The following is a 21,824-nucleotide window of genomic DNA, read 5'->3' as shown; positions in this document are numbered from 1 at the left end:
AATGAATTAACTGTTTCAGTCACTCTTCAAGACTTTAATCTTTTTTGCCTTTCGGCTGTCGATAGTGTCTTGCGAGTGCCCACACAGATTGTCTGATTATGTTGTTAAAGAGCGGTGCAACCGAACCTCTCGTTCCGGGTTGCGAGGCTGCGTATCTTACGCTTTTTGCCTCCGGAGTCAAGCGTTTATTTTCGCTTTCGTTCCGCTGTCCTGCGCGGCGTGTCTCAGCTCAGCGTCGGTCAGTGGTGGCGCATTATAGGGAGTTTTTCGGCCCTGACAATAGTTTTTTTGCATTTTTTTTTCGTTCGTTTTTTTTTTCAACAAATTCAGCAAAAATGTTCATTTTGAATTCAATTATTGATGACATCTAAAGCGATTTTAAAATTCATGCAAAGAAACTAGAAATCTACTGGGTATATTTTTATGCATTAAAATGATACTTAGATACCAAATAACCATCATGACAACATCACAGGACATCTAATGGTCAAATCTGCGCGCAGCATGTCCGGATTGCCTTGGATTGCAGCAATGGCTTTTTTTATGCAATCCCTGGATGCAACAATCCTGAATACCGCACTTCCGGCAATTGCAAAAAGCCTAAATCACTCTCCATTAGCAATGCAGCCAGCTATTGTCAGTTACACATTAACTGTAGCAATGTTGATTCCAGTCAGTGGGTGGTTAGCAGATAGGTTTGGTACCCGGCGGGTTTTCATTTATGCCGTGTCCTTATTTTCTTTGGGTTCTCTTGCTTGTGCACTATCCAGTTCACTTTCTTTTTTAGTCATTTCACGCGTTGTGCAGGGAATCGGCGGCGCAATGATGATGCCCGTTGCTCGTTTGGCTTTATTACGGGCTTATCCGCGCAGCGAACTATTATCTGTGCTGAATTTTGTCACGATGCCTGGATTAGTAGGCCCTATTTTAGGCCCCCTGCTTGGTGGGGTATTAGTAACTTATGCAACTTGGCACTGGATATTCATTATCAATATCCCCATTGGCTTACTAGGCATTATTTACGCCAAAAAACATATGCCCAACTTTACTATGCCAAAAAGTCCCTTTGATTTTGTGGGATTCGTGATGTTCAGTTCAAGCTTAGTGATGATTTCAGTCAGTCTGGATTTATTTGGTAATAGCTCATTACCGAACTATGTTCCAGCTGTAGTATTCGCTTCGGGGATTATGATGCTCTTCGGGTATTGCTTTTATGCCAAAAGACATCCTAACCCACTTATTAGTCTTAGTTTATTTGAAACCAGGACATTCTCGGTTGGTATCGGTAGTAATATTGCGACACGTTTAAGCACAGGATCACTTTCTTTTCTTATTCCGCTGATGCTACAGGTAGGTTTTGGTTACTCTGCCATTATTGCAGGTATTATGATGGCTCCAAATGCCATTGGCGCTATTCTGGCTAAATCTTTTGTCACTCGGATACTATCTCTATTTGGATATAGAAACACCCTTCTCTGGATCACAATCATTATCGGTCTCATGATTGCCCAGTTTTCGCTGCAATCCCCAGAACTGTCACTCGCGTTTTTGATTATCCCTCTATTCATATTAGGAATGGTTATGTCTACCCAATTTACAGCGATGAACACAATTACTCTTGGTGATCTAAATGATAATAATGCAAGTGCCGGAAATAGCCTGCTGGCTGTGGCTCAACAATTATCCATTAGCTTAGGAGTTACAGTTAGTGCAGCAATCCTGAGATTTTATGAAGCAACGAGTTATGGTTCTACTATAGATCACTTTCACTATACCTTTCTCACGATAGGTATGATTACGCTAACTTCTGCCTTTATCTTTCTGCTCTTAAAGAAAGAGGATGGCATCAACTTGGTTAAGAAAAAGCGACCTAAAAAATGATGTTATCAACGCTCACGTACTGAATTTCGTTCAATAAGTTCTGGTGTCAATACTAATTGTTTTGGCTTACTATCTGGATTATCCATTCGGTAAAGCAGCATATCGATGGCTAACTTACCTAATTCATCTTTTGGTTGATGGATGGTTGTTAGTGGAGGTGTCAGATAGGAAGCTATAGAAATATCATCATAACCAATAACAGATATATCTTCAGGAATAGAAATCCCGGCTTGATATAGGGCCTGATAAACTCCAATGGCCATAGCATCATTACCAACAAAGACGGCTTCAGGAGGATCAGACAATTGTAGTAATTGCTTCATTGATGAAAAACCACCAGAAAACTCAAAATTGCTGTAAATTTCGTAACCATCAGGAATCTCAATCCCAGCATTTTGCATTGCTTTTTGATATCCAGATAAACGTTGTATAGCGGGTGTTTTATCCTGTGGACCAGCAATACAAGCTATTTTACGAAATCCCTTATTAATTAGATAATTTGTCGCCAGCTCTCCTCCTATTAGTGAATTATCTTTAATAACATCACTAGAGGCATCAAAAGGAGACCAGTCCATTGTAACAATAGGTACGAGTGGATATCGTAGCAAAAAATCCTTAGATATAGATTGATGCTCTGAGCACATGATCAATAAACCATCAACCCGCTTTTGCAACAATGTTTCCATATTTCGGGTTAACCGTACTGAATCACCTTCAGTATTACATAGGATTAAACTATAGCCTCTCTCGTAACAACTTCTTTCAACTCCTCTGACAACCTCAAAATAAAATGAGTTATCACTAGTTGTTACTAACATACCAATAGTTTTGGTCTGTTTTATTTTCAAACTTCTTGCCAATGCAGAAGGAGCGTAATTTAATTCCTCAATAGCAGCATGGACTCTCTTTTTCACACTTTCACTGACATAACGATTACCGTTAATGACATGAGAAACTGTCGATGTAGATACGCCCGCAATACGGGCAACATCTTTCATGGTCGCCACTGATTAACTCTGTTCAGCCAGAAATGCATCAATTTCACTTCGCCATGGAATGGAAGTCTGTGCACCGCGACGGGTCACTGCTATTGCTGCCGCTGCATGGGCAAAACGAATTGCAGACAAAATTTCTTGACCTTCTAATAATCCTGTCACTAAAGCTCCATTAAATGTATCTCCTGCAGCTACCGTATCAATGGCTTTTACCGGAAACCCAGAAATCACTTTCCCTTGTTTGCCTTGTTCGCTAAGCCATACTCCGCGACTACCCAACGTGATGATAACTGTTTCAATACCTTTATCATGCAAAAACTGAGCTGCTTTTCCTGCTTCAGTATTATCTGTTATTGCAATTCCGGTCAGATGCTCTGCTTCTGTTTCATTAGGAGTGATAATATCCACCAAAGAAAGTAGCTTATCTGAGACTTTTTGGGCTGGCGCAGGATTCAGAATCACTTTAGTTAGATGTTTTTTCGCCATCTCCGCAGCCAGTAGGACAGTATTCAATGGTATTTCAAGTTGTAACAACAGAGCATCAGCTTCTTTGATTACTACTTCATGATGATGGATACATTCAGGTGTAAGTGAGCCATTCGCACCTGCATTGATGCCAATAATATTTTCGCCCTGCTGATTAACAAAAATCAGTGCGACACCAGTTGATTCACCTTCTATCATCCTAATTGCAGAAGTATTGATATTATCTTTCACCAATTGTTGGCAGATATTTTTACCAACATCGTCCTGACCAACACAGGCAATAAATGTAATATCAGCTCCACAGCGACCAGCAGCAACCGCCTGATTTGCTCCTTTTCCGCCGAATGCCACCTGATACTGTTTTCCCTGTACAGTTTCTCCTGGCTGAGGAAAAAATTTGATGTTCAATATATGATCGACATTAATACTGCCCATCACTGCTAGTTTTGCCACACTCATTACATTTATTCCTGTTTCATAATTCCTGTTCAATGAAAATGTAGATAATTAGGACTAATCACCTCACCTTAATAAGGTCTATTCTTTGATAATCAATTCCAATTCGACCGGAATTGTGGCATCAACTTTGTTACCTTTCAGTACATTATCTGCAGTCTGAATACCGATAATACCGATCTGTTCAGGGCGTTGTGCAATAGTAGCATCTAATTTACCTGCCTCGACTGCTTTTATTCCATCGTCAGTCCCATCAAATCCAACAACTAAGACATCTTTTTTCCCTGCGGTCTGTAATGCACGCAGTGCACCTAGTGCCATTTCATCATTTTGGGCAAAGACTGCCTGTACTGAAGGTTGCGCAGTCAACAGATTCTGCATGACATTAAGCCCTTTTGTACGATCGAAATCAGCAGGTTGGCTAGCCAGCATGTCAAATTGGTGTTTTTTAACTGCCTGAGCAAACCCTTCTCCACGCTCACGCCCTGCCGAAGTACCAGAAATACCTTCTAGCTGAATAACTTTCACCTTACTACCTAATTTTTCGGCAATAAAATTTCCTGCCATTTGGCCTCCCAAGCGGTTATCAGAAGCAATATGGCTGATAACATTTCCTTTGTTGGCTATACGATCAAGGGTAATAACCGGTATATTTGCGTTATTTGCCATAATGACTGCATTACCAACAGCATCTGAATCTGTTGGATTAATCAACATCAATTTAGTACCACGAACAATTAAATCCTGTACATTAGCTAGCTCTTTAGCTGGATTATCTTGTGAATCCAGAATAATCAGGTTATACCCCAGTTTATCAGCTTCTTTCTTTGCACTATCTTTCATAGTGACAAAGAAAGGGTTATTCAATGTTGAAATTACCAATGCTATGGAGTCTTTTGCCAACGCATTAGCACTCATAGCAACATATAAGGTAACCACAGATAAAACAGTTACCAATTTATTCAATTTCATGTTGTTTTTCCTGTAGGGTAAGATTATTTACTACTTTTGTTATCAATTAAGACCGCCAGTAAAATAACAACTGCTTTGACGATCATTTGATAGTTAGAAGAAATATTTAATAAATTCAGACCATTATTTAAAAAACCTAAAATCAGTGCACCAATCAATGTACCTATAATCCGGCCTTTACCTCCCGCCAGGCTGGTTCCTCCCAGAACCACAGCAGCAATGGCATCCAGTTCATAACCACTTCCAGCCATAGGCTGAGCAGAAGATAGTCGGGCTATTTCTATAATGCTGGCCAATGCTGCCAATAAACCACATAAGGAATAAACAATTATTTTTATTTTATCAACGTTAATACCTGACAAACGTGTTGCAGGTTCATTTCCACCTAAAGCATAAATATAACGGCCAAGGCGAGTATGATGAAGGATGAACCATGCAACGATGAAAACCAGCAGCATAATCCAAACTGGAGTCGGTATTCCCAATGGACGTCCAATACCAAACCAACCCAATAAATCTGCATTGTCATTAAAGCCAGTATTGATTGGGCTTCCATCGGTATACACGCGGGTTACACCACGCAATAACAACATCATAACCAGAGTTGCAATAAATGCCTGAACTTTACCTTTCGAGATGATAAATCCAGTGCATGCACCAATTGCAGCCCCAAGAGTTAAAGCTCCCACCACAGCTAACAATGCATTGACATCATTACCAATCATTGAAGCAGCTACAGCGCCTGTCAGTGCTAATAGAGAACCAACAGATAAATCTATCCCTGAGGTTAAAATTACCAATGTCATTCCCACTGCCATAATGGCATTGACAGAGGTTTGCTGGAGAATATTAAAGAGATTATTCAGAGTAAAAAAATTGGGGCTGAAAGAGGAAACAACAGCAATCAATATTAATAGTGCAATTAGTGATTTCTGTTCCATTAACCTTGTTTTTGTAATCCACCGTCTGGTGGTTAGTTTTTCACTAGAATTTATGTCCATTATCATTTTTAACCACTATTTGAGCACTGTGTTGTATTACTTACAGTTAATTCATTCTGAAATAAATTATCTGGGGTATATTGTTTACCAACAGCTGCTGCCATCAACGATTCCTGAGATAAATTATCCGAACTAAATTCCCCACTTATACTACCTTCATGCATCACCAGAATTCGATCACTCATTCCTACCACTTCAGGCATATCCGAAGAGACTAAAATGATACTCAATCCATCTTTTTTAAACTGATTAATTAATTCATAAATCTCTTTCTTCGCCCCTACATCAACTCCTCTTGTCGGTTCATCAAGGATCAGAATTTTTGGACGAGTCATTAAGCCACGGGCAATTGCAACTTTCTGTTGATTACCACCTGAAAGCAACCCAATTGGTTGTTCTATTGATGGAGTTTTTATATTGAATAATTTGATGAAATCAGAAACAGATTTTTGTTCAGCGGAGTGGCATAAACGGCAGGGTGTTCGGCTGAAGTAACATAATGCTGTAAGAGACATATTCTCTTTTACTGACATCCCCAACACCAACCCGTCACTCTTGCGATCTTCTGATATATAAACAATGCCGCTGGATAGTCCCTCCTGCGGATTACGAATTATTAAGGTGTTGCCATCTAATTTAATTTCACCTTCAGTTTTCGGTAATGCACCATAAATAACCTTCATTAATTCAGTACGACCTGCTCCCATCAATCCAGATATTCCGAGAATTTCTCCTCTATATAACGAGAAACTAACATTTGTAATCCCAGAACCAGATAAATTTACGACCTCTAATCGTTTTTTCCCACGAAGCAAATCCAAACGAGGGTATTGGTCTTCCAGCTTGCGCCCCACCATCATTTCTATCAATGAGTCTTCTTTCAGGGTGGAAACTGGCTGCTCACCAATAAATTGACCATCACGAAATACGGTAACATCATCGCAAATTTCAAAAATTTCTTTCAAGCGGTGAGAAATATAGACAATACCACATCCCTGAGCTTTCAATTCTCGTATAATTTGGAACAAAGATTCAGTTTCAGTATCAGTCAGGGCATCCGTTGGTTCATCCATAATGATGACTTTAGACTGGAAGCTGAGTGCCTTAGCAATTTCAACTAATTGCTGATTACCGATAGATAATTCAGATACTAAGCAATGACTATTACTACTGATATTTAACTTTTTCAGCAGATAATTCGCTTCCTGATACATTCTTTTCCAATTGATAATTCCCAACTGATTGACAAATTCACGCCCCAGAAAAATATTTTCCGCGATAGTCAGTTGTGGAATAAGGTTAAGCTCTTGATGAATAATTCCAATTCCAGCTTCCTGAGATGCTTTAGGATCGGAAAAAACCACATTCTTTCCAAGGTAACAAATTGAGCCAGCATCCTTAGTATAGATACCAGTCAGTACCTTCATCATGGTGGATTTTCCTGCACCATTTTCTCCTACCAATGCCATAACTTTCCCAGGATAAACTCGCAATGTTGCACCTGACAAAGCTTTGACCCCTGGAAAAGATTTATCGATCCCATTTAATTCCAGCAATGGTTCCATACTAACCTCAGAAGATTACACCAGAACACAGAAGGATATTGGCATAAGGTGAGCATTCCCCTGTACGGATCACTGCTTTGCTCTTTTCTGTTTTTTCTTTCAGAACATTATGACTGACATATTCTATCGTGATTTTATTGCCCTGTTTTATCTCAAGTTCTGTAATACATTTAATAATTTGTTCATGTACCTGAGGGTTATGCTCAATAATCTCAGCCGCCAAAATGGCGGCTTCGACTTGTACTTCCTGAACAACCACATCTAATACAGATAATAAATCAGGTATTCCCTGGGTTAACGCTAAATCAATTCTCTGAGTAGAACTAGGTATTGGCAGGCCCACATCGCTAATCACAATCTGATCTGTATGCCCTAAACGAGAAATGACCGCAGAAATATCAGAATTCAGTAAAACGCCTTTTTTCATTTATTATATAAACTCCGTCAGCGAAACGTTTCGCTAGCAACTCATAATATTAAGAGATACATCAAAAACAACATGATTAAGATGAAAATGTGATCAACATTAAAACGTTTAATTGAAGTGTATATTCAACAAAAAAATATAATTATTTAATAAGTTAAGCTGAATCGATTTTTTAAACATTCTTTTCATACGCAACAAAAATTCAACAAATATTCATCAAAACCTTTGCATAGATAGTTTTTTACCTATAAATAAAGGAAAGTTACTATTTGAGCTATGGTGTTCACGATATGCAATTGGTTGAGAAAATATCCCGGCTAAGTCAGTATCTGGAAAGTGGGCTGTATGAAAGACGACAGGCCATCAGGCTTTGTCTGCTGGCTGCTTTATGTGGAGAAAGTGTTTTCCTTCTTGGACCTCCGGGCATAGCCAAGAGCCTGATCGCGCGTCGGATAAAATTTGCTTTTCAAAATGCCCGTCATTTCGAATACCTGATGACACGTTTTTCCACCCCGGAAGAAATTTTCGGCCCTCTCTCTATTCAGGCGTTAAAAGATGAAGGGCGTTACCAGCGTCTTACTGAAGGTTATTTACCTGAAGCAGAAATTGTTTTTCTAGATGAAATCTGGAAAGCAGGGCCTGCTATTTTGAACACGCTCCTGACAGCAATAAATGAAAAAAAATTCAGAAATGGTAATCAGGAAGAACAGTTACCAATGAGGTTATTGATCACCGCTTCTAATGAACTACCTGATGCCAATAATGGACTGGAAGCACTTTATGATCGCATTCTGATCCGGCTTTGGCTGGATAATATTCAGGAAAAGAAAAGTTTTCATGCTTTACTCACTGATCACTGCAATGAAAATACCAATCCTGTACCCGATCACTTTCAAATTACCAATGAAGATCTTGATCAATGGCAGAATAAAATCAGCCATATCTCCCTTCCGATCCCTATTTTCGAGTTGATCTATCAGCTGCGTCAGCAAATTAATGCTATGGAAAATACTCCTCACACTTCGGATCGCCGCTGGAAAAAATCTATTCGTTTGTTGCAGGCCTGTGCTTTTTTCAGCGGAAGAAACTCTATATCTCCCCTGGATCTCGTTCTACTAAAAGACTGTCTGTGGCACGATTTGAATACTTTAAAACTTACCCCTCAACTTCTGCATAATTTACTGACAGAACAAGCTTATCAACAACGCTCTTTAACCCATAAAATGGAAGTGCTATACCAACAGTGGATGAAAGCCAGACAAGATGAAACCCCTCATCCACCTTTACAGCTAACCACAAAATTATCAGTTTTTGGTCACCATACTCACTATTTGCTTCCTGAAAATATAAGTGGTGAGAAGCTGACACTATTTCTGTCACCTTCATTAAATTTACATGGTCTCGCTGTTAATTTTATAGAAGTAGATAAATCTCATCTGGAAAAGTCCCTTAAAAAGAACAGTGACACTTTATCTGTCCGGTTAAATGGAATTGGTTTTCTACAAAAAATTCCTTTTGAAATTAACAAAAAAAATCAAATTGAAATGCTGGATATCAGCCGAAATAGTGCAGTGTTATGTCTATCTGAACAAAAACAGATAACCCTGAAAAAAGAGCAGGCACAATGGAAGGAAAAACTCTTATCTATTGGCGATGAAATCCAACACCAGCACCAATTGTTTAGCCAGCATCAGCCCTGTTTATTTATCGAGCCACATTGGCTGGCTGATATTGAGCAAAGTTTTTCCCAATTAACCGAAGAGCTTCAGAAATTGAGATCAAAAATGGGGTGATGACATGCTAACTCTGCCTGCGCTCGATCTTCTACTCGCCATAAATGAAAGCGATTTGATCGAGGAAATCATCTTAACATTCTTAAACACTCCTCAATTGATCATCTTCTTTAAAAATTTTCCCGGAATAAAACAAGCATTACTGAAAGAAATTCCAGACTGGCGAAAAACATTGCAGCAAAGGATCGAGGAAACCTTTATTCCTCCACCTCTGGCTGAGGAATTTTATTTATATCAACAAGTAACGATAATGGAACCTGCTGAGTTTTTTCAGAAATCACCTAACCTTGTTGAAAAGCTAGAAAAAAATCAATCCCCTTTTGCTAATGATGCTTATAAATTATGCCAGCGATCATTTCAGGGCAGCAAAGCTGGGCACATATTGTTTATTCAACGCTGGCGCGCATGTCTGATCCATCAAACGACGACAATTCATAAAACATTATTGGAACAAGAAAAAGATCTTTTTCTGACAGAGATCCAGAAACGATTAGTAATAGCAAATCATCTTGCTCCTATATTCAATGAAAATGATCAAGCTGCTGGATGCCTATGGGATATGAGCAAAGGCCAGTTTCAACTGACAGAACATAACATATCGCTACTAACTCAATATGCTAAATTCCTCAGACGGCAGCCCGAACTTGAACAGTTAGCTCAACGATTGGGCCGCAGTCAAACCGCCAAATCACTACCTAAAGACAGCACAATTCTGGAGCCATTTACCCAAACTGAATGCATTCCTGATACCGTGCCAGAGCAAGTCAGTGGACTTCAACAAAGTGATGACATTCTGAGAGTTTTGCCTACAGAATTGGCCATTCTAGGGATTGAAGAGCTGGAGTATGAGTTTTATTGTCGACTAGTTGAAAAAAAACTACTGACCTATCGCTTGCAGGGAAATAGTTGGCAAACAAAAACTGTTTTAAAGCCTGCTATTCATCATCACAACGAAAAGCAGCCCAGAGGACCATTTATTGTCTGTGTGGATACTTCTGGTTCGATGGGAGGCTTCAATGAACGTTGTGCAAAAGCATTTTGCCTTGCTTTGATGCGTATCGCACTGGCTGATAACCGCCAGTGTCATATCATGCTGTTTTCCACAGAGATCATTCATTATGACTTAACATCGCAGAATGGGCTGACTCAGGCAGTAAATTTTCTGGGGCAAACATTCAGGGGAGGAACTGATCTGGCCTTCTGCCTGAAAACGGCAATAGGAAAAATGGAAACATACATCTGGAAAGATGCTGACGCTGTTGTAATTTCCGATTTCATTGCCCAGCGTTTACCGGACGATCTAATCCATCAGGTACAAAATCTGCAACAGCACCAACAACACCGCTTCCATGCGGTCTCCCTATCCAATTACGGGAAACCCGGTATCATGCGAATATTTGATTACATCTGGCGCTTTGATACCGGGATTACAAACCGTTTACTGCGAAAGTGGCAGCACTGAAAACTTAATCCTTTCAAAAAACAGAATTACAGGACACCTTCGACAGATTCAATCACTTCTGGTGACCAAACACCACACTGAACCTGACCAATATGTGCCATTTGCAGCAGCAGCATCACTAAACGGGACTGACCAATACCACCACCGATAGACTGTGGCATCTCACCTTTCAGCAGAGACTGGTGCCAGTCGTACTGCAAGCGATCTTCATCACCGGACAGCGCAAGCTGACGCTCCAGCGCTTCAGCATCAACACGGATCCCCATTGAAGAAATTTCAAAAGCATCCTGCAAAACAGGGTTCCAGACGATAATGTCACCGTTCAGGCCAAGAAAACCATCGCTGTTTGTTGTTGTCCAATCGTCATAGTCCGGTGCACGAACATCATGTGCCTGACCATCAGACAGCTTACCGCCGATTCCCATCAGGAAAACAGCACCAAATTCTTTTGCAGCCGCGCGCTCACGACCTTTGGCATCCAGATCTGGGTAACGTTTCAGAAGCTCTTCACTGTGCATGAAGTGAATTTGATCTGGCAGGAACGGTGCCAGACCAAATTCCTTACTTACTGCTTGTTGTGTTTCTTTTATCGCTTCGTAGATTTTACCCACTGTCTGTTTTAAATAATCGAGTGAGCGACAACCTTCACCCACTACTTTTTCCCAATCCCACTGATCAACAAAGACCGAATGGATAGGAGTCAGGCGATCCTCATCAGGACGCAGAGCCTTCATATGCGTATACAATCCTTGTTCTGCCTGAAAACCAAAGCGACCTAGTGTCTTACGTTTCCATTTAGCCAGAGAATGAACCACTTCAAACGTAGCATCAGGCAGTGTCTTAACCTTCACCTGTACCGCTTTTTCGTGGCCTGACAGGTTATCCTGCGTACCATCACCAAGACGGCTCAGAATTGGCCCCTGTACTTCGATTAAACCAAGTTGCTTCTCTAGCAGACGTGAAAAGTAAGATTTCACAAAACTAATCTGCTGCTGTTTTTCAATAAAGGATGTTTTCATGATGCTGCTCTCTAAATTTTTTAGTGACCCTGTGTCCTGTTGATATATATTAAGCAACAAAACAGAGTATAAATTCAATATCTGATAATAAAAATATACACTAATGCAGATAAACGATAATTTTTACACTATAAAAATGAATATCATTTAAAAATAGGGATTAAAAATGGCAGAAATTTATCAGATCGATAATTTAGACCGAGACATACTTCATGCTTTAATGGATAACGCGCGTACCCCCTACGCTGAACTAGCCAAAAAATTCGCAGTCAGCCCCGGCACGATCCATGTCCGCGTAGAAAAAATGAAGCAGGCGGGAATTATTTCGGGCACTCGGGTTGATATTAGTGCTAAACAACTTGGGTTTGACGTATGCTGCTTTATTGGCATCATCCTGAAAAGCGCGAAAGACTACCCAGCAGCATTACAAAAGCTCGATATGCTGGATGAAGTCGTTGAAGTTTATTACACAACAGGGCATTACAGTATTTTTATCAAAGTCATGTGCCGGTCTATTGAATCTCTTCAAGATGTACTTATTAACAAGATCCAAACTATTGACGAAATACAGTCAACGGAAACACTGATCTCACTACAAAACCCGATCATGAGGACTATCAAACCCTGATCCTGAAAAACCTATAACCATATTATCCACAGGTAGATCCCGACAGACTCACAACGTACAATAGTTGCTCTTTAAATTTAGCAAGGATCATGATGAGCACGATAACCTTAATCAGCGGAAGCACAATGGGCAGCGCTGAGTACGTTGCTGAGCATATGGCAGAGATCTTGGATAATCTTGGTTTTTCAACAGAGATACTACATGGCCCTTCACTGGATGATTTACCTCTGAATGGGCTATGGATTGTCGTCACATCAACACATGGGGCAGGGGATTTACCTGAAAATCTTCAACCTCTCGCCGATGAGATCGCACAGCAGAAACCTGATCTGAGTCTTGTAACATTTGGCGCTGTTGGGATTGGAAGTTCAGAATATGACACATTTTGTGGTGCAATAAGATCATTGGAACAATTATTAGAAGATCAGCAGGCAAAAAGGATCGGCGATCGACTGGAAATAGACATCCTGCAACACGAAATTCCGGAAGATCCAGCAGAAAAATGGGTCAAAGAATGGGCGAAGTTACTCTGATTAGATTAATTTTTTAGCGATCAACTGTGGATAACTTAGCTAAAAAGCAGGGGTTAACCCGTAGTTATCCATTTAATAAACGTGTTTCAATCTAATAGCTGTGCATAACTAGCCATTTAGATCCCAGCTTATACTGAGTTGGATCACGGATCATTCACAACAAGTGATCCTTTTCAGCATCATGATCTTTCTATGGAAAATCCACTTATCCACAGATGATCGCGATCCTAATAAAAGATCTAATAAAGAGATCTTTAAATAAAAAGATCTTATTTTAAATAATGACGATCACTCCTACTTGGTCTAACGACCAAACTTGAGTAGAATTCTCTCCCCAATGCAAACTAGCATTCTTACAATTGAAGGTTCGCACATGTTTTATCCAGAACATTTTGACGTCATCATTATCGGCGGTGGTCACGCTGGTACTGAAGCAGCAATGGCAGCCGCACGTATGGGGCGTCAAACCTTATTACTGACTCACAATATTGATACTTTGGGCCAGATGTCATGTAATCCAGCCATTGGTGGGATCGGTAAAGGGCATCTGGTAAAAGAGATCGATGCACTTGGCGGCCTAATGGCAAAAGCAACGGATCTGGCTGGTATTCAGTTCAGAACACTTAATGCCAGCAAAGGCCCGGCAGTTCGTGCAACACGCGCACAAGCTGATCGTGTACTGTATCGACAGGCTGTAAGAACTGCACTGGAAAACCAGCCTAACTTGATGATCTTCCAACAGTCAGTTGAAGATCTCATCGTGGAAAATGACACTGTTACCGGTGTTGTTACTCGCATGGGACTGAAATTCAGGGCAAAATCAGTTGTTCTGACAGTTGGTACTTTCCTTGATGGAAAAATTCACATTGGTCTGGAAAATTACAGCGGCGGACGTGCTGGTGATCCTCCCGCGATCGCTTTATCACATCGTTTACGTGAACTGCCTTTGCGCGTTTCCCGACTGAAAACAGGTACACCACCTCGTATCGATGCTAGAACCATTGATTTCAGCCAACTTGAACAACAATTTGGTGATAATCCAACACCTGTATTTTCCTTCATGGGAAGCAGGGATCAACATCCACAACAGATCCCTTGTTACATCACTCATACCAACGAAAAAACCCATGAAGTGATCCGCAGTAATTTGGATCGCAGTCCGATGTATGCGGGGATCATCGAAGGGATCGGGCCACGCTACTGTCCTTCTATCGAAGATAAAGTAATGCGCTTTGCCGATCGTAATGCGCACCAGATCTTCCTTGAGCCAGAAGGACTTACTAGCAACGAAATTTATCCTAATGGGATTTCAACCAGCCTGCCATTTGACGTACAAATGCAGATAGTTCACTCCATGAAGGGCATGGAAAATGCACGAATTATCCGTCCGGGTTACGCGATCGAATATGACTTCTTCGATCCACGGGATTTGAAACAGACTCTCGAAAGCAAATTTATTAATGGCTTGTTCTTTGCAGGCCAGATCAACGGTACAACCGGTTACGAAGAAGCCGCTGCTCAAGGGTTATTAGCAGGTCTAAATGCTGCCCGTTATGCCACTGAAGAAGAAGGTTGGTTCCCTCGACGTGATCAGGCTTATATCGGTGTGCTGGTTGATGATCTATGTACTCTGGGAACAAAAGAGCCTTACCGGATGTTCACATCACGCGCAGAATATCGTTTGATGCTACGTGAAGATAACGCTGACCTACGTTTGACAGAACAAGGCCGTGAACTAGGATTAGTTGACGATCTGCGTTGGGAACATTATTCCCGTAAAGTTGAAATGATCGAGCAAGAGCGCCAGCGTCTGAGTAATATCTGGGTTCATCCACACTCTGAAAGTCTGGATGAGATCAATCAAGTGCTGAAAACCCCATTGTCAAAAGAAGCCAATGGTGAAGACTTACTTCGTCGTCCGGAAATGAACTACGAATTGCTCACATCAATGCCACGTTTTGCACCGGGACTGACTGAACCTCAGGCAGCAGATCAGGTTGAGATCCAAGTTAAATACGAAGGTTATATTGCCCGTCAGCTGGAAGAGATCGAAAAACAGCTGCGTAACGAAAACACAGTATTGCCTGTTGATCTTGATTACAAAAAAGTCAACGGACTTTCGAATGAAGTTGTTGCAAAACTGAATGACCATAAACCAAGTACAATTGGTCAGGCTTCACGTATTTCTGGCATTACACCGGCTGCTATCTCCATCTTGCTGGTATGGTTGAAAAAACAGGGTTTATTGCGTCGTAGTGCCTAAGAGGACAAGGTTTTGTTTAACAAATTGGAATCGCTGTTAGCGAAGACAGACATCATTTTATCGTCGGAGCAAAAACAGCAACTTGTTGCCTACGTTGATATGCTCAACAAATGGAACAAGGCTTACAATCTGACATCTGTTCGTGAGCCGGAACAAATGCTGGTTCGCCATATTATGGATAGCATTGTCGTTAATCCATTCCTTCAGGGAACCCGCTTTATTGATGTTGGAACAGGGCCCGGCTTACCGGGCATTCCACTGGCAATTGTACGGCCTGACTCTCATTTCACCTTACTGGATAGTTTGGGGAAACGCGTCCGCTTTCTACGCCAGGTTCAACATGAGTTAGGGCTCACTAACGTTGAGCCAGTACAGAGCAGGGTTGAGGAATTCACTCCTGAGGTGCTTTTTGATGGAGTGATCAGCAGGGCTTTTGCATCTTTGCAGGATATGCTGTCATGGTGCCATCACCTTCCTAAAGACACTGATGGGCGCTTTTATGCGCTGAAAGGCATAGTGCCGGAAGAGGAGCTGACTCAGTTACCTTCGGGGATCAGTCTTGATGCAGTCATTCCGCTTCGGGTTCCTGCGCAAGAAGGGCAGCGCCATTTGGTGGTACTTAAGTAAAACAGATTTTGTTGTTTATCAATAAAAGTTTAAATAATTAGTGACGTCGGCCACAGTTATATTGTTACGGACGTTACTAATTATCTTCCCTATCTTTTCATATTTATTTACCGATAGATCACAGAAAAATAACTTTCATTTTATATTGAGCAAATTGTTCTTTCTAAGAAGAGACATCCATTTTCTTTATAAATAAATTTTAGAGAAAGTGTTCAAAATAAACCTTTAAGATTTTTTGCTGATATATTGAATAAAACTTTATAGCTATAATATTAATTAATTGATTTTATATAGAAAAAATAAAAGGCAGCCATCACAAATTTAATGATAAACGGTATTAATGTTTTGATTGAATGTGATATGTATCACGTTTGTTTTTGGGCTCGATAGATTAAACGTTACAAAATACTAAATAGTATTTGTGAGCAATCTACCATCAAAGTTAGAAATTTAAATTATTATTCACTTTTTCGCTACTTATGGATTGAATTCATTTCGTCTGCCCGTATAATTTGCACGTTTTTGTCACTTGACACTCTTAAGCAAAGACAGTTTTATACAACATTCAGCAAAGCCTGATATGTAATGGTGTACTTCAGGGAGAAAACAAAAGTCATGTCTGTATCCCTTTATAGCGGTAAAATTGCACTGAAACTGTTACTTTTGCAGTTAATGACTTTTGTTATTCTCAGTGCGGCTTTTTATACCAGAAGTATCGAATGGGGCGTTTCTGCTTTTGCCGGTGGGTTAGCATTTTGGCTGCCAAATGTCATTTTTATGCTGCTCACTCACTTTCAAAAGGTAAAAGAAGAGGGTGTACCTGTACGCATTGCATGGTTCTTCGCTATTGGTGAAGGGGTTAAAGTTATCACCTCGATAGCTATGCTGATAGTTGCCTTAGGGGTGTTCAAGGCGGCATTTGCACCACTTGGTGTGGCCTATTTAGCGGTGCTGATTGTGCAGATCATCGCACCTGCCGTAATGAACGGTTAGTGTTTTTAACAATAAAAGGGTAAAAAGCATCATGTCTGCATCAGGAGAAGTTTCAACTTCAGAGTATATAAGTCATCACCTGAGACACCTTCAGTTAGACTTGCGTACCTTTGAGTTGGTCAATCCCCAAGCTAGTGGCTATGAAGCGACGTTCTGGACGTTGAACATTGACTCGCTTTTTTTCTCCGTCGTATTAGGGATGTTGTTTCTGTTTGTATTCAGGAAGGTTGCCGTTAATGCCACTGCTGGCGTGCCGGGTAAATTCCAGACTGCAGTAGAAATGATTATCGGTTTCGTTGATAACACTGTTCGTGATATGTATCACGGAAAGAGCAAAGTGATTGCCCCTCTGGCTTTGACTGTGTTCGTCTGGGTGTTTTTGATGAACGCATTGGATTTGCTGCCAATCGATCTTATTCCTTTAATCGGTGAACATGTCTTCGGCCTGCCTGCTCTGCGTATTGTTCCAACAGCAGATGTTAGTGTCACTATGTCGATGGCGCTTGGCGTCTTTGTCCTCATCCTATTCTATAGCATTAAGATGAAAGGAATCGGTGGTTTTGCGAAAGAGCTGGGGTTACAGCCTTTCAATCATCCTCTGTTTATTCCTATTAACTTAATTTTGGAAGGGGTTAGCTTGCTGTCTAAACCTATATCACTCGGTCTGCGACTGTTTGGTAATATGTATGCCGGCGAACTGATCTTTATTCTTATTGCGGCTCTCTTACCGTTTTGGTCACAGTGGATGCTCAGCTTACCATGGGCGATTTTCCACATACTGATTATTACGTTACAAGCCTTTATTTTCATGGTTCTGACGATCGTTTATCTGTCGATGGCATCTGAAGAGCATTAATTTTATCAATCATTAATAGTGTTTTAACTGAAACAAACTGGAGACTGTCATGGATATAAACATGGATCTGCTGTACATAGCTGCCGCTATTCTGATGGGTTTGGCTGCTATCGGTGCTGCGATCGGTATCGGCATCCTTGGGGGCAAATTCTTGGAAGGTGCAGCTCGTCAGCCTGATCTGATCCCTCTGCTGCGTACTCAGTTCTTTATCGTTATGGGTCTGGTTGACGCCATCCCGATGATCGCTGTGGGCCTGGGCTTGTATATGATGTTCGCTGTCGGTACCAAGTAACTTACAGAACTGAAAATTAAGCCGATTCATTAATTGAAATAGAGGTATTGTGCCGTGAATATTAACGCAACAATCCTCGGCCAGGCCATCGCGTTTGTCCTGTTTGTTTTGTTCTGTATGAAGTATGTATGGCCACCAATCATGGCGGCCATCGAAAAGCGTCAGAAAGAAATTGCTGACGGTTTGGCTTCAGCAGAGCGTGCTAAAAAGAACCTGGACTTAGCGCAAGCCAATGCGACCGACCAACTGAAAAAAGCGAAAGCAGACGCACACGCTATCATCGAACAGGCTAATAAACAAAGAGCCCAAATGATTGATGATGCAAGAGCTGAAGCTGAGCTGGAACGTAGCAAAATAGTAGCGCAGGCTCATGCTGAAGTTGAAGCTGAAAGCAAGCGTGTTCGTGAAGAGCTACGTAAACAGGTTGCGCTGTTGGCTATCGCAGGTGCCGAGAAGATCATCGAACGTTCCGTGGATGAAGCTGCTAACAGCGACATCGTTGATAAACTGGTCGCTGAACTGTAAGGAGGGAGGGGCATGTCTGAATTTGCTACTGTAGCTCGCCCCTACGCCAAAGCAGCTTTTGACTTTGCTGTGGAACACCAATCTCTCGAACACTGGCAGAATATGCTGGCGTTCGTTGCAGAGGTAACCCGCAATGAGCAGGTTGGTGAGCTGCTTTCCGGTTCATTAGCACCGGAAACGTTAGCCAATACCTTTATCACCCTATGTGGTGATCAGGTAGATGAGCATGCTCGTAACTTTATTCGTGTCATGGCAGAAAATGGTCGCTTGCTGGTATTGCCAGAAGTCTTCCTGCAATTTATCCAATTGCGTGCATCACTGGAATCAACAATTGATGTTGAAGTGATATCTGCGTCCGAACTGAATGAGCAGCAGCAGGCTAAAATTTCTGTGGCGATGGAAAAACGTCTGTCACGCAAAGTGAAGCTGAATTGCAAAATTGACAAGTCTGTTATTGCCGGCGTGATTATCCGTGCGGGTGACATGGTGATCGATGGCAGTATTCGTGGCCGTCTGGATCGTTTAACAGACGTCTTGCAGTCTTAAGGGGACTGGAGCATATGCAACTGAATTCCACCGAAATCAGCGAACTGATCAAACAGCGTATTGCTCAGTTCAATGTGGTGAGCGAAGCTCACAATGAAGGTACGATTGTTTCCGTTAACGACGGTATCATTCGTGTCCACGGTTTAGCCGATGTCATGCAGGGTGAGATGATCGCACTGCCTGGCAACCGTTATGCAATTGCACTGAACCTGGAGCGAGACTCCGTGGGTGCGGTTGTAATGGGTCCGTATGCTGACTTAGCCGAAGGCATGAAAGTCAAATGTACTGGCCGTATTTTGGAAGTACCTGTTGGTCGTGGTTTGCTAGGTCGTGTTGTTAACACACTGGGTGAGCCAATCGATGGTAAAGGCGCTGTTGAGCACGATGGTTTCTCTCCAGTAGAAGTTATCGCTCCGGGCGTTATTGATCGTCAATCCGTTGACCAGCCTGTCCAGACAGGTTACAAATCTGTTGATGCCATGATCCCAATCGGCCGTGGTCAGCGTGAGCTGGTTATCGGTGACCGTCAGACAGGTAAAACTGCACTGGCGATTGATGCGATCATCAACCAACGTGATTCCGGTATCAAATGTATTTACGTAGCGATTGGTCAGAAAGCCTCTACTATTGCTAACGTAGTTCGTAAACTGGAAGAGCATGACGCACTGAAAAACACCATCGTTGTTGTTGCATCTGCTTCTGAATCTGCTGCCCTGCAATATCTGGCACCATATTCTGGTTGTGCAATGGGTGAATACTTCCGTGATCGTGGTGAAGATGCCCTGATTGTTTACGATGACCTGTCTAAACAGGCTGTTGCTTACCGTCAGATTTCTCTGTTGCTGCGCCGTCCACCTGGACGTGAAGCATTCCCTGGTGACGTTTTCTATCTGCACTCCCGTCTGTTGGAGCGTGCAGCGCGTGTTAACGCTGAATATGTTGAAAAGTACACCAATGGTGAAGTGAAAGGCAAAACCGGTTCTCTGACTGCACTGCCAATCATCGAAACACAGGCAGGTGACGTTTCTGCATTCGTACCGACAAACGTTATTTCCATTACTGATGGTCAGATCTTCCTTGAATCTGCTCTGTTCAACGCAGGTATTCGTCCGGCGGTTAACCCAGGGATTTCCGTATCCCGTGTAGGTGGTGCTGCTCAGACTAAGATTATCAAGAAACTGTCTGGTGGTATCCGTACTGCTCTGGCTCAGTATCGCGAACTGGCGGCATTCTCCCAGTTTGCATCTGATCTGGATGATGCGACTCGTAAGCAGCTGGATCATGGTCAGAAAGTAACTGAGCTGTTGAAACAGAAACAGTATCAGCCAATGTCTATCGCACAACAGGCTCTGTCTCTGTTTGCTGCTGAGCGTGGCTATCTGGAAGATGTCGAAATCGCGAAAGTGGTCAGTTTCGAATCTGCGCTGTTGGCGTATGCTAGCCATGAACATGCTGATCTTCTGAAAGAGATTGACCAGTCTGGCGATTACAACGGAGAGATCGAAGCGAAGCTGAAAGCTCTGTTGGAATCCTTCAAGGCGACTCAGTCCTGGTAACACTATTCGGCCCTGTTTGATTCTGTTTATGAAAAAACACGGGCCGTCTGGTTGAATACGGAGAAGCAGAAATGGCCGGCGCAAAAGAGATACGTACCAAAATCGCCAGTGTGCAGAACACGCAGAAAATCACTAAAGCGATGGAAATGGTCGCCGCGTCCAAAATGCGTAAAACGCAGGACCGCATGGCGGCCAGCCGTCCTTATGCAGATACCATTCGCAGCGTGATTGGACACCTTGCGTTAGGTAATCTGGAGTACAAACACCCATACCTTGAAGAGCGTGAAGTTAAACGCGTTGGGTACGTGGTTGTTTCTACTGACCGTGGTTTATGTGGCGGTTTGAACATTAACTTGTTCAAAAAATTGCTGATAGAAATGAAAGACTGGTCTGATAAAAAAGTCCAGGTTGATTTGGCACTTATTGGATCAAAAGCGGTTTCTTTCTTTTCTTCTGTTGGTGGCAACGTTGTTGCCCAGGTAACAGGGATGGGAGATAACCCATCATTGTCCGAATTGATCGGGCCAGTCAGCGTCATGATGCAAGCATATGACGAAGGGCGTCTGGATAAACTGTATATAGTGACAAACAAGTTCCACAATACAATGTCTCAGGTTCCGACAATCACTCAGTTATTGCCTCTGCCAGCCGGAGACGATGAAACACTGAAGAAGAAGTCCTGGGATTATCTGTATGAACCAGATCCTAAGGCGCTGTTGGATACCTTGCTGCGTCGCTATATAGAATCGCAAGTTTATCAGGGCGTCGTTGAAAACCTGGCTAGTGAGCAGGCCGCACGAATGGTAGCGATGAAAGCCGCGACTGATAACGGTGGCAACCTGATCAAAGAGTTGCAGTTGGTTTACAACAAAGCTCGTCAGGCCAGCATTACTCAGGAACTCACCGAAATCGTTTCGGGTGCAGCTGCGGTTTAACAGCTAGGTTTAC

The 21,824-nt window shown here is 42.0% G+C and carries 21 protein-coding genes; 14 read left to right on the top strand and 7 right to left on the bottom strand.

Going from position 1 to position 21,824, the window contains the following annotated elements; translation table 11 throughout:
* Positions 1-483 precede the first annotated feature (483 nt).
* Positions 484-1,881 (top strand): multidrug transporter subunit MdtD, encoded by a 1,398-nt coding sequence (mdtD, locus tag AACS90_RS18125; protein WP_099121066.1) that lies wholly within the window; start codon positions 484-486, stop codon positions 1,879-1,881.
* Between the two features lie 5 nt (positions 1,882-1,886).
* On the opposite strand, the gene rbsR is transcribed toward mdtD, so the two are convergent.
* The 6 genes from rbsR to rbsD all read right to left on the bottom strand — a co-directional run bounded on the left by rbsR (position 1,887) and on the right by rbsD (position 7,783).
* Positions 1,887-2,888 carry a ribose operon transcriptional repressor RbsR gene (rbsR, locus tag AACS90_RS18120; protein ID WP_193757146.1) on the bottom strand — a complete coding sequence of 334 codons (1,002 nt, stop codon included), beginning with the start codon at positions 2,886-2,888 and terminating at the stop codon, positions 1,887-1,889.
* 3 nt (positions 2,889-2,891) lie between these two features.
* Positions 2,892-3,821: a ribokinase gene (rbsK, locus tag AACS90_RS18115; protein WP_099121062.1), complete on the bottom strand. Its 930-nt coding sequence runs from the start codon at positions 3,819-3,821 to the stop codon at positions 2,892-2,894.
* A 78-nt stretch (positions 3,822-3,899) separates the two neighbouring features.
* Positions 3,900-4,790, bottom strand: a complete 891-nt coding sequence (gene rbsB, locus AACS90_RS18110; RefSeq protein ID WP_099121060.1) for a ribose ABC transporter substrate-binding protein RbsB — start codon at positions 4,788-4,790, stop codon at positions 3,900-3,902.
* Positions 4,791-4,813: 23 nt separating this feature from the next.
* A complete protein-coding gene (rbsC, locus tag AACS90_RS18105; RefSeq protein WP_099121077.1) occupies positions 4,814-5,791 on the bottom strand; it encodes a ribose ABC transporter permease in 978 nt (325 codons plus the stop codon).
* Between the two features lie 8 nt (positions 5,792-5,799).
* Positions 5,800-7,356: a ribose ABC transporter ATP-binding protein RbsA gene (rbsA, locus tag AACS90_RS18100; RefSeq protein WP_099121058.1), complete on the bottom strand. Its 1,557-nt coding sequence runs from the start codon at positions 7,354-7,356 to the stop codon at positions 5,800-5,802.
* Between the two features lie 7 nt (positions 7,357-7,363).
* Positions 7,364-7,783: a D-ribose pyranase gene (gene rbsD, locus AACS90_RS18095; protein WP_099121056.1), complete on the bottom strand. Its 420-nt coding sequence runs from the start codon at positions 7,781-7,783 to the stop codon at positions 7,364-7,366.
* Between the two features lie 290 nt (positions 7,784-8,073).
* Here rbsD and ravA point away from each other — a divergent pair, with 290 nt between their 5' ends.
* Complete coding sequence (gene ravA, locus AACS90_RS18090; RefSeq protein WP_099121054.1) at positions 8,074-9,576, top strand: ATPase RavA; 1,503 nt, start codon at positions 8,074-8,076, stop codon at positions 9,574-9,576.
* Between the two features lie 4 nt (positions 9,577-9,580).
* A complete protein-coding gene (viaA, locus tag AACS90_RS18085) occupies positions 9,581-11,038 on the top strand; it encodes an ATPase RavA stimulator ViaA (RefSeq protein ID WP_099121052.1) in 1,458 nt (485 codons plus the stop codon).
* Positions 11,039-11,064: 26 nt separating this feature from the next.
* Here viaA and asnA read toward each other — a convergent pair whose 3' ends face one another.
* Positions 11,065-12,057 carry an aspartate--ammonia ligase gene (gene asnA, locus AACS90_RS18080; protein ID WP_099121050.1) on the bottom strand — a complete coding sequence of 331 codons (993 nt, stop codon included), beginning with the start codon at positions 12,055-12,057 and terminating at the stop codon, positions 11,065-11,067.
* 166 nt (positions 12,058-12,223) lie between these two features.
* On the opposite strand from asnA, the gene asnC reads away from it, so the two are divergent.
* The 11 genes from asnC to atpG all read left to right on the top strand — a co-directional run bounded on the left by asnC (position 12,224) and on the right by atpG (position 21,811).
* Positions 12,224-12,685, top strand: a complete 462-nt coding sequence (gene asnC, locus AACS90_RS18075; RefSeq protein ID WP_099110088.1) for a transcriptional regulator AsnC — start codon at positions 12,224-12,226, stop codon at positions 12,683-12,685.
* 92 nt (positions 12,686-12,777) lie between these two features.
* On the top strand, positions 12,778-13,218 hold the full coding sequence (gene mioC / locus AACS90_RS18070) for an FMN-binding protein MioC (RefSeq protein WP_099121048.1): 441 nt from the start codon (positions 12,778-12,780) through the stop codon (positions 13,216-13,218).
* A gap of 373 nt (positions 13,219-13,591) precedes the next feature.
* Complete coding sequence (gene mnmG / locus AACS90_RS18065; protein ID WP_099121046.1) at positions 13,592-15,481, top strand: tRNA uridine-5-carboxymethylaminomethyl(34) synthesis enzyme MnmG; 1,890 nt, start codon at positions 13,592-13,594, stop codon at positions 15,479-15,481.
* A gap of 12 nt (positions 15,482-15,493) precedes the next feature.
* Positions 15,494-16,108, top strand: coding sequence for a 16S rRNA (guanine(527)-N(7))-methyltransferase RsmG (gene rsmG, locus AACS90_RS18060; protein ID WP_099121044.1), 615 nt, complete (start codon positions 15,494-15,496; stop codon positions 16,106-16,108).
* 615 nt (positions 16,109-16,723) lie between these two features.
* Entirely contained in the window at positions 16,724-17,101 is a 378-nt protein-coding gene (gene atpI / locus AACS90_RS18055) for a F0F1 ATP synthase subunit I (RefSeq protein WP_099110084.1), read from the top strand.
* 31 nt (positions 17,102-17,132) lie between these two features.
* Complete coding sequence (gene atpB / locus AACS90_RS18050; protein ID WP_099110083.1) at positions 17,133-17,957, top strand: F0F1 ATP synthase subunit A; 825 nt, start codon at positions 17,133-17,135, stop codon at positions 17,955-17,957.
* 49 nt (positions 17,958-18,006) lie between these two features.
* Positions 18,007-18,249 carry a F0F1 ATP synthase subunit C gene (gene atpE / locus AACS90_RS18045; RefSeq protein ID WP_038266976.1) on the top strand — a complete coding sequence of 81 codons (243 nt, stop codon included), beginning with the start codon at positions 18,007-18,009 and terminating at the stop codon, positions 18,247-18,249.
* Between the two features lie 54 nt (positions 18,250-18,303).
* Complete coding sequence (atpF, locus tag AACS90_RS18040; RefSeq protein ID WP_099121043.1) at positions 18,304-18,774, top strand: F0F1 ATP synthase subunit B; 471 nt, start codon at positions 18,304-18,306, stop codon at positions 18,772-18,774.
* A 12-nt stretch (positions 18,775-18,786) separates the two neighbouring features.
* Positions 18,787-19,320, top strand: coding sequence for a F0F1 ATP synthase subunit delta (atpH, locus tag AACS90_RS18035; protein WP_099121041.1), 534 nt, complete (start codon positions 18,787-18,789; stop codon positions 19,318-19,320).
* Between the two features lie 14 nt (positions 19,321-19,334).
* Positions 19,335-20,876 carry a F0F1 ATP synthase subunit alpha gene (atpA, locus tag AACS90_RS18030; protein ID WP_099110080.1) on the top strand — a complete coding sequence of 514 codons (1,542 nt, stop codon included), beginning with the start codon at positions 19,335-19,337 and terminating at the stop codon, positions 20,874-20,876.
* Positions 20,877-20,947: 71 nt separating this feature from the next.
* Complete coding sequence (gene atpG, locus AACS90_RS18025; protein WP_099110079.1) at positions 20,948-21,811, top strand: F0F1 ATP synthase subunit gamma; 864 nt, start codon at positions 20,948-20,950, stop codon at positions 21,809-21,811.
* Positions 21,812-21,824 lie beyond the last annotated feature (13 nt).

Origin of the sequence: Xenorhabdus sp. KK7.4 (genome assembly GCF_963876465.1) — a bacterium.
In the GTDB taxonomy this organism is placed as follows: Bacteria; Pseudomonadota; Gammaproteobacteria; order Enterobacterales; family Enterobacteriaceae; genus Xenorhabdus; species Xenorhabdus stockiae.
The sequence above is the reverse complement of the archived record's forward strand: the minus strand, read 5'-3'. Positions and strand labels throughout refer to the sequence as shown.

Bases quoted from the DNA above. Each gene is read 5' to 3' on its own strand.
- atpG (WP_099110079.1), top strand. From the start codon at position 20,948: ATGGCCGGCGCAAAAGAGATACGTACCAAAATCGCCAGTGTGCAGAAC.
- rbsK (WP_099121062.1), bottom strand. From the start codon at position 3,821: ATGAGTGTGGCAAAACTAGCAGTGATGGGCAGTATTAATGTCGATCAT.
- atpI (WP_099110084.1), top strand. From the start codon at position 16,724: ATGTCTGTATCCCTTTATAGCGGTAAAATTGCACTGAAACTGTTACTT.
- ravA (WP_099121054.1), top strand. From the start codon at position 8,074: ATGCAATTGGTTGAGAAAATATCCCGGCTAAGTCAGTATCTGGAAAGT.
- atpA (WP_099110080.1), top strand. From the start codon at position 19,335: ATGCAACTGAATTCCACCGAAATCAGCGAACTGATCAAACAGCGTATT.
- mnmG (WP_099121046.1), top strand. From the start codon at position 13,592: ATGTTTTATCCAGAACATTTTGACGTCATCATTATCGGCGGTGGTCAC.
- rbsC (WP_099121077.1), bottom strand. From the start codon at position 5,791: ATGGACATAAATTCTAGTGAAAAACTAACCACCAGACGGTGGATTACA.
- viaA (WP_099121052.1), top strand. From the start codon at position 9,581: ATGCTAACTCTGCCTGCGCTCGATCTTCTACTCGCCATAAATGAAAGC.
- atpB (WP_099110083.1), top strand. From the start codon at position 17,133: ATGTCTGCATCAGGAGAAGTTTCAACTTCAGAGTATATAAGTCATCAC.
- atpE (WP_038266976.1), top strand. From the start codon at position 18,007: ATGGATATAAACATGGATCTGCTGTACATAGCTGCCGCTATTCTGATG.
- mioC (WP_099121048.1), top strand. From the start codon at position 12,778: ATGAGCACGATAACCTTAATCAGCGGAAGCACAATGGGCAGCGCTGAG.
- rbsA (WP_099121058.1), bottom strand. From the start codon at position 7,356: ATGGAACCATTGCTGGAATTAAATGGGATCGATAAATCTTTTCCAGGG.
- atpH (WP_099121041.1), top strand. From the start codon at position 18,787: ATGTCTGAATTTGCTACTGTAGCTCGCCCCTACGCCAAAGCAGCTTTT.
- asnC (WP_099110088.1), top strand. From the start codon at position 12,224: ATGGCAGAAATTTATCAGATCGATAATTTAGACCGAGACATACTTCAT.
- rbsD (WP_099121056.1), bottom strand. From the start codon at position 7,783: ATGAAAAAAGGCGTTTTACTGAATTCTGATATTTCTGCGGTCATTTCT.
- asnA (WP_099121050.1), bottom strand. From the start codon at position 12,057: ATGAAAACATCCTTTATTGAAAAACAGCAGCAGATTAGTTTTGTGAAA.
- mdtD (WP_099121066.1), top strand. From the start codon at position 484: ATGGTCAAATCTGCGCGCAGCATGTCCGGATTGCCTTGGATTGCAGCA.
- rbsB (WP_099121060.1), bottom strand. From the start codon at position 4,790: ATGAAATTGAATAAATTGGTAACTGTTTTATCTGTGGTTACCTTATAT.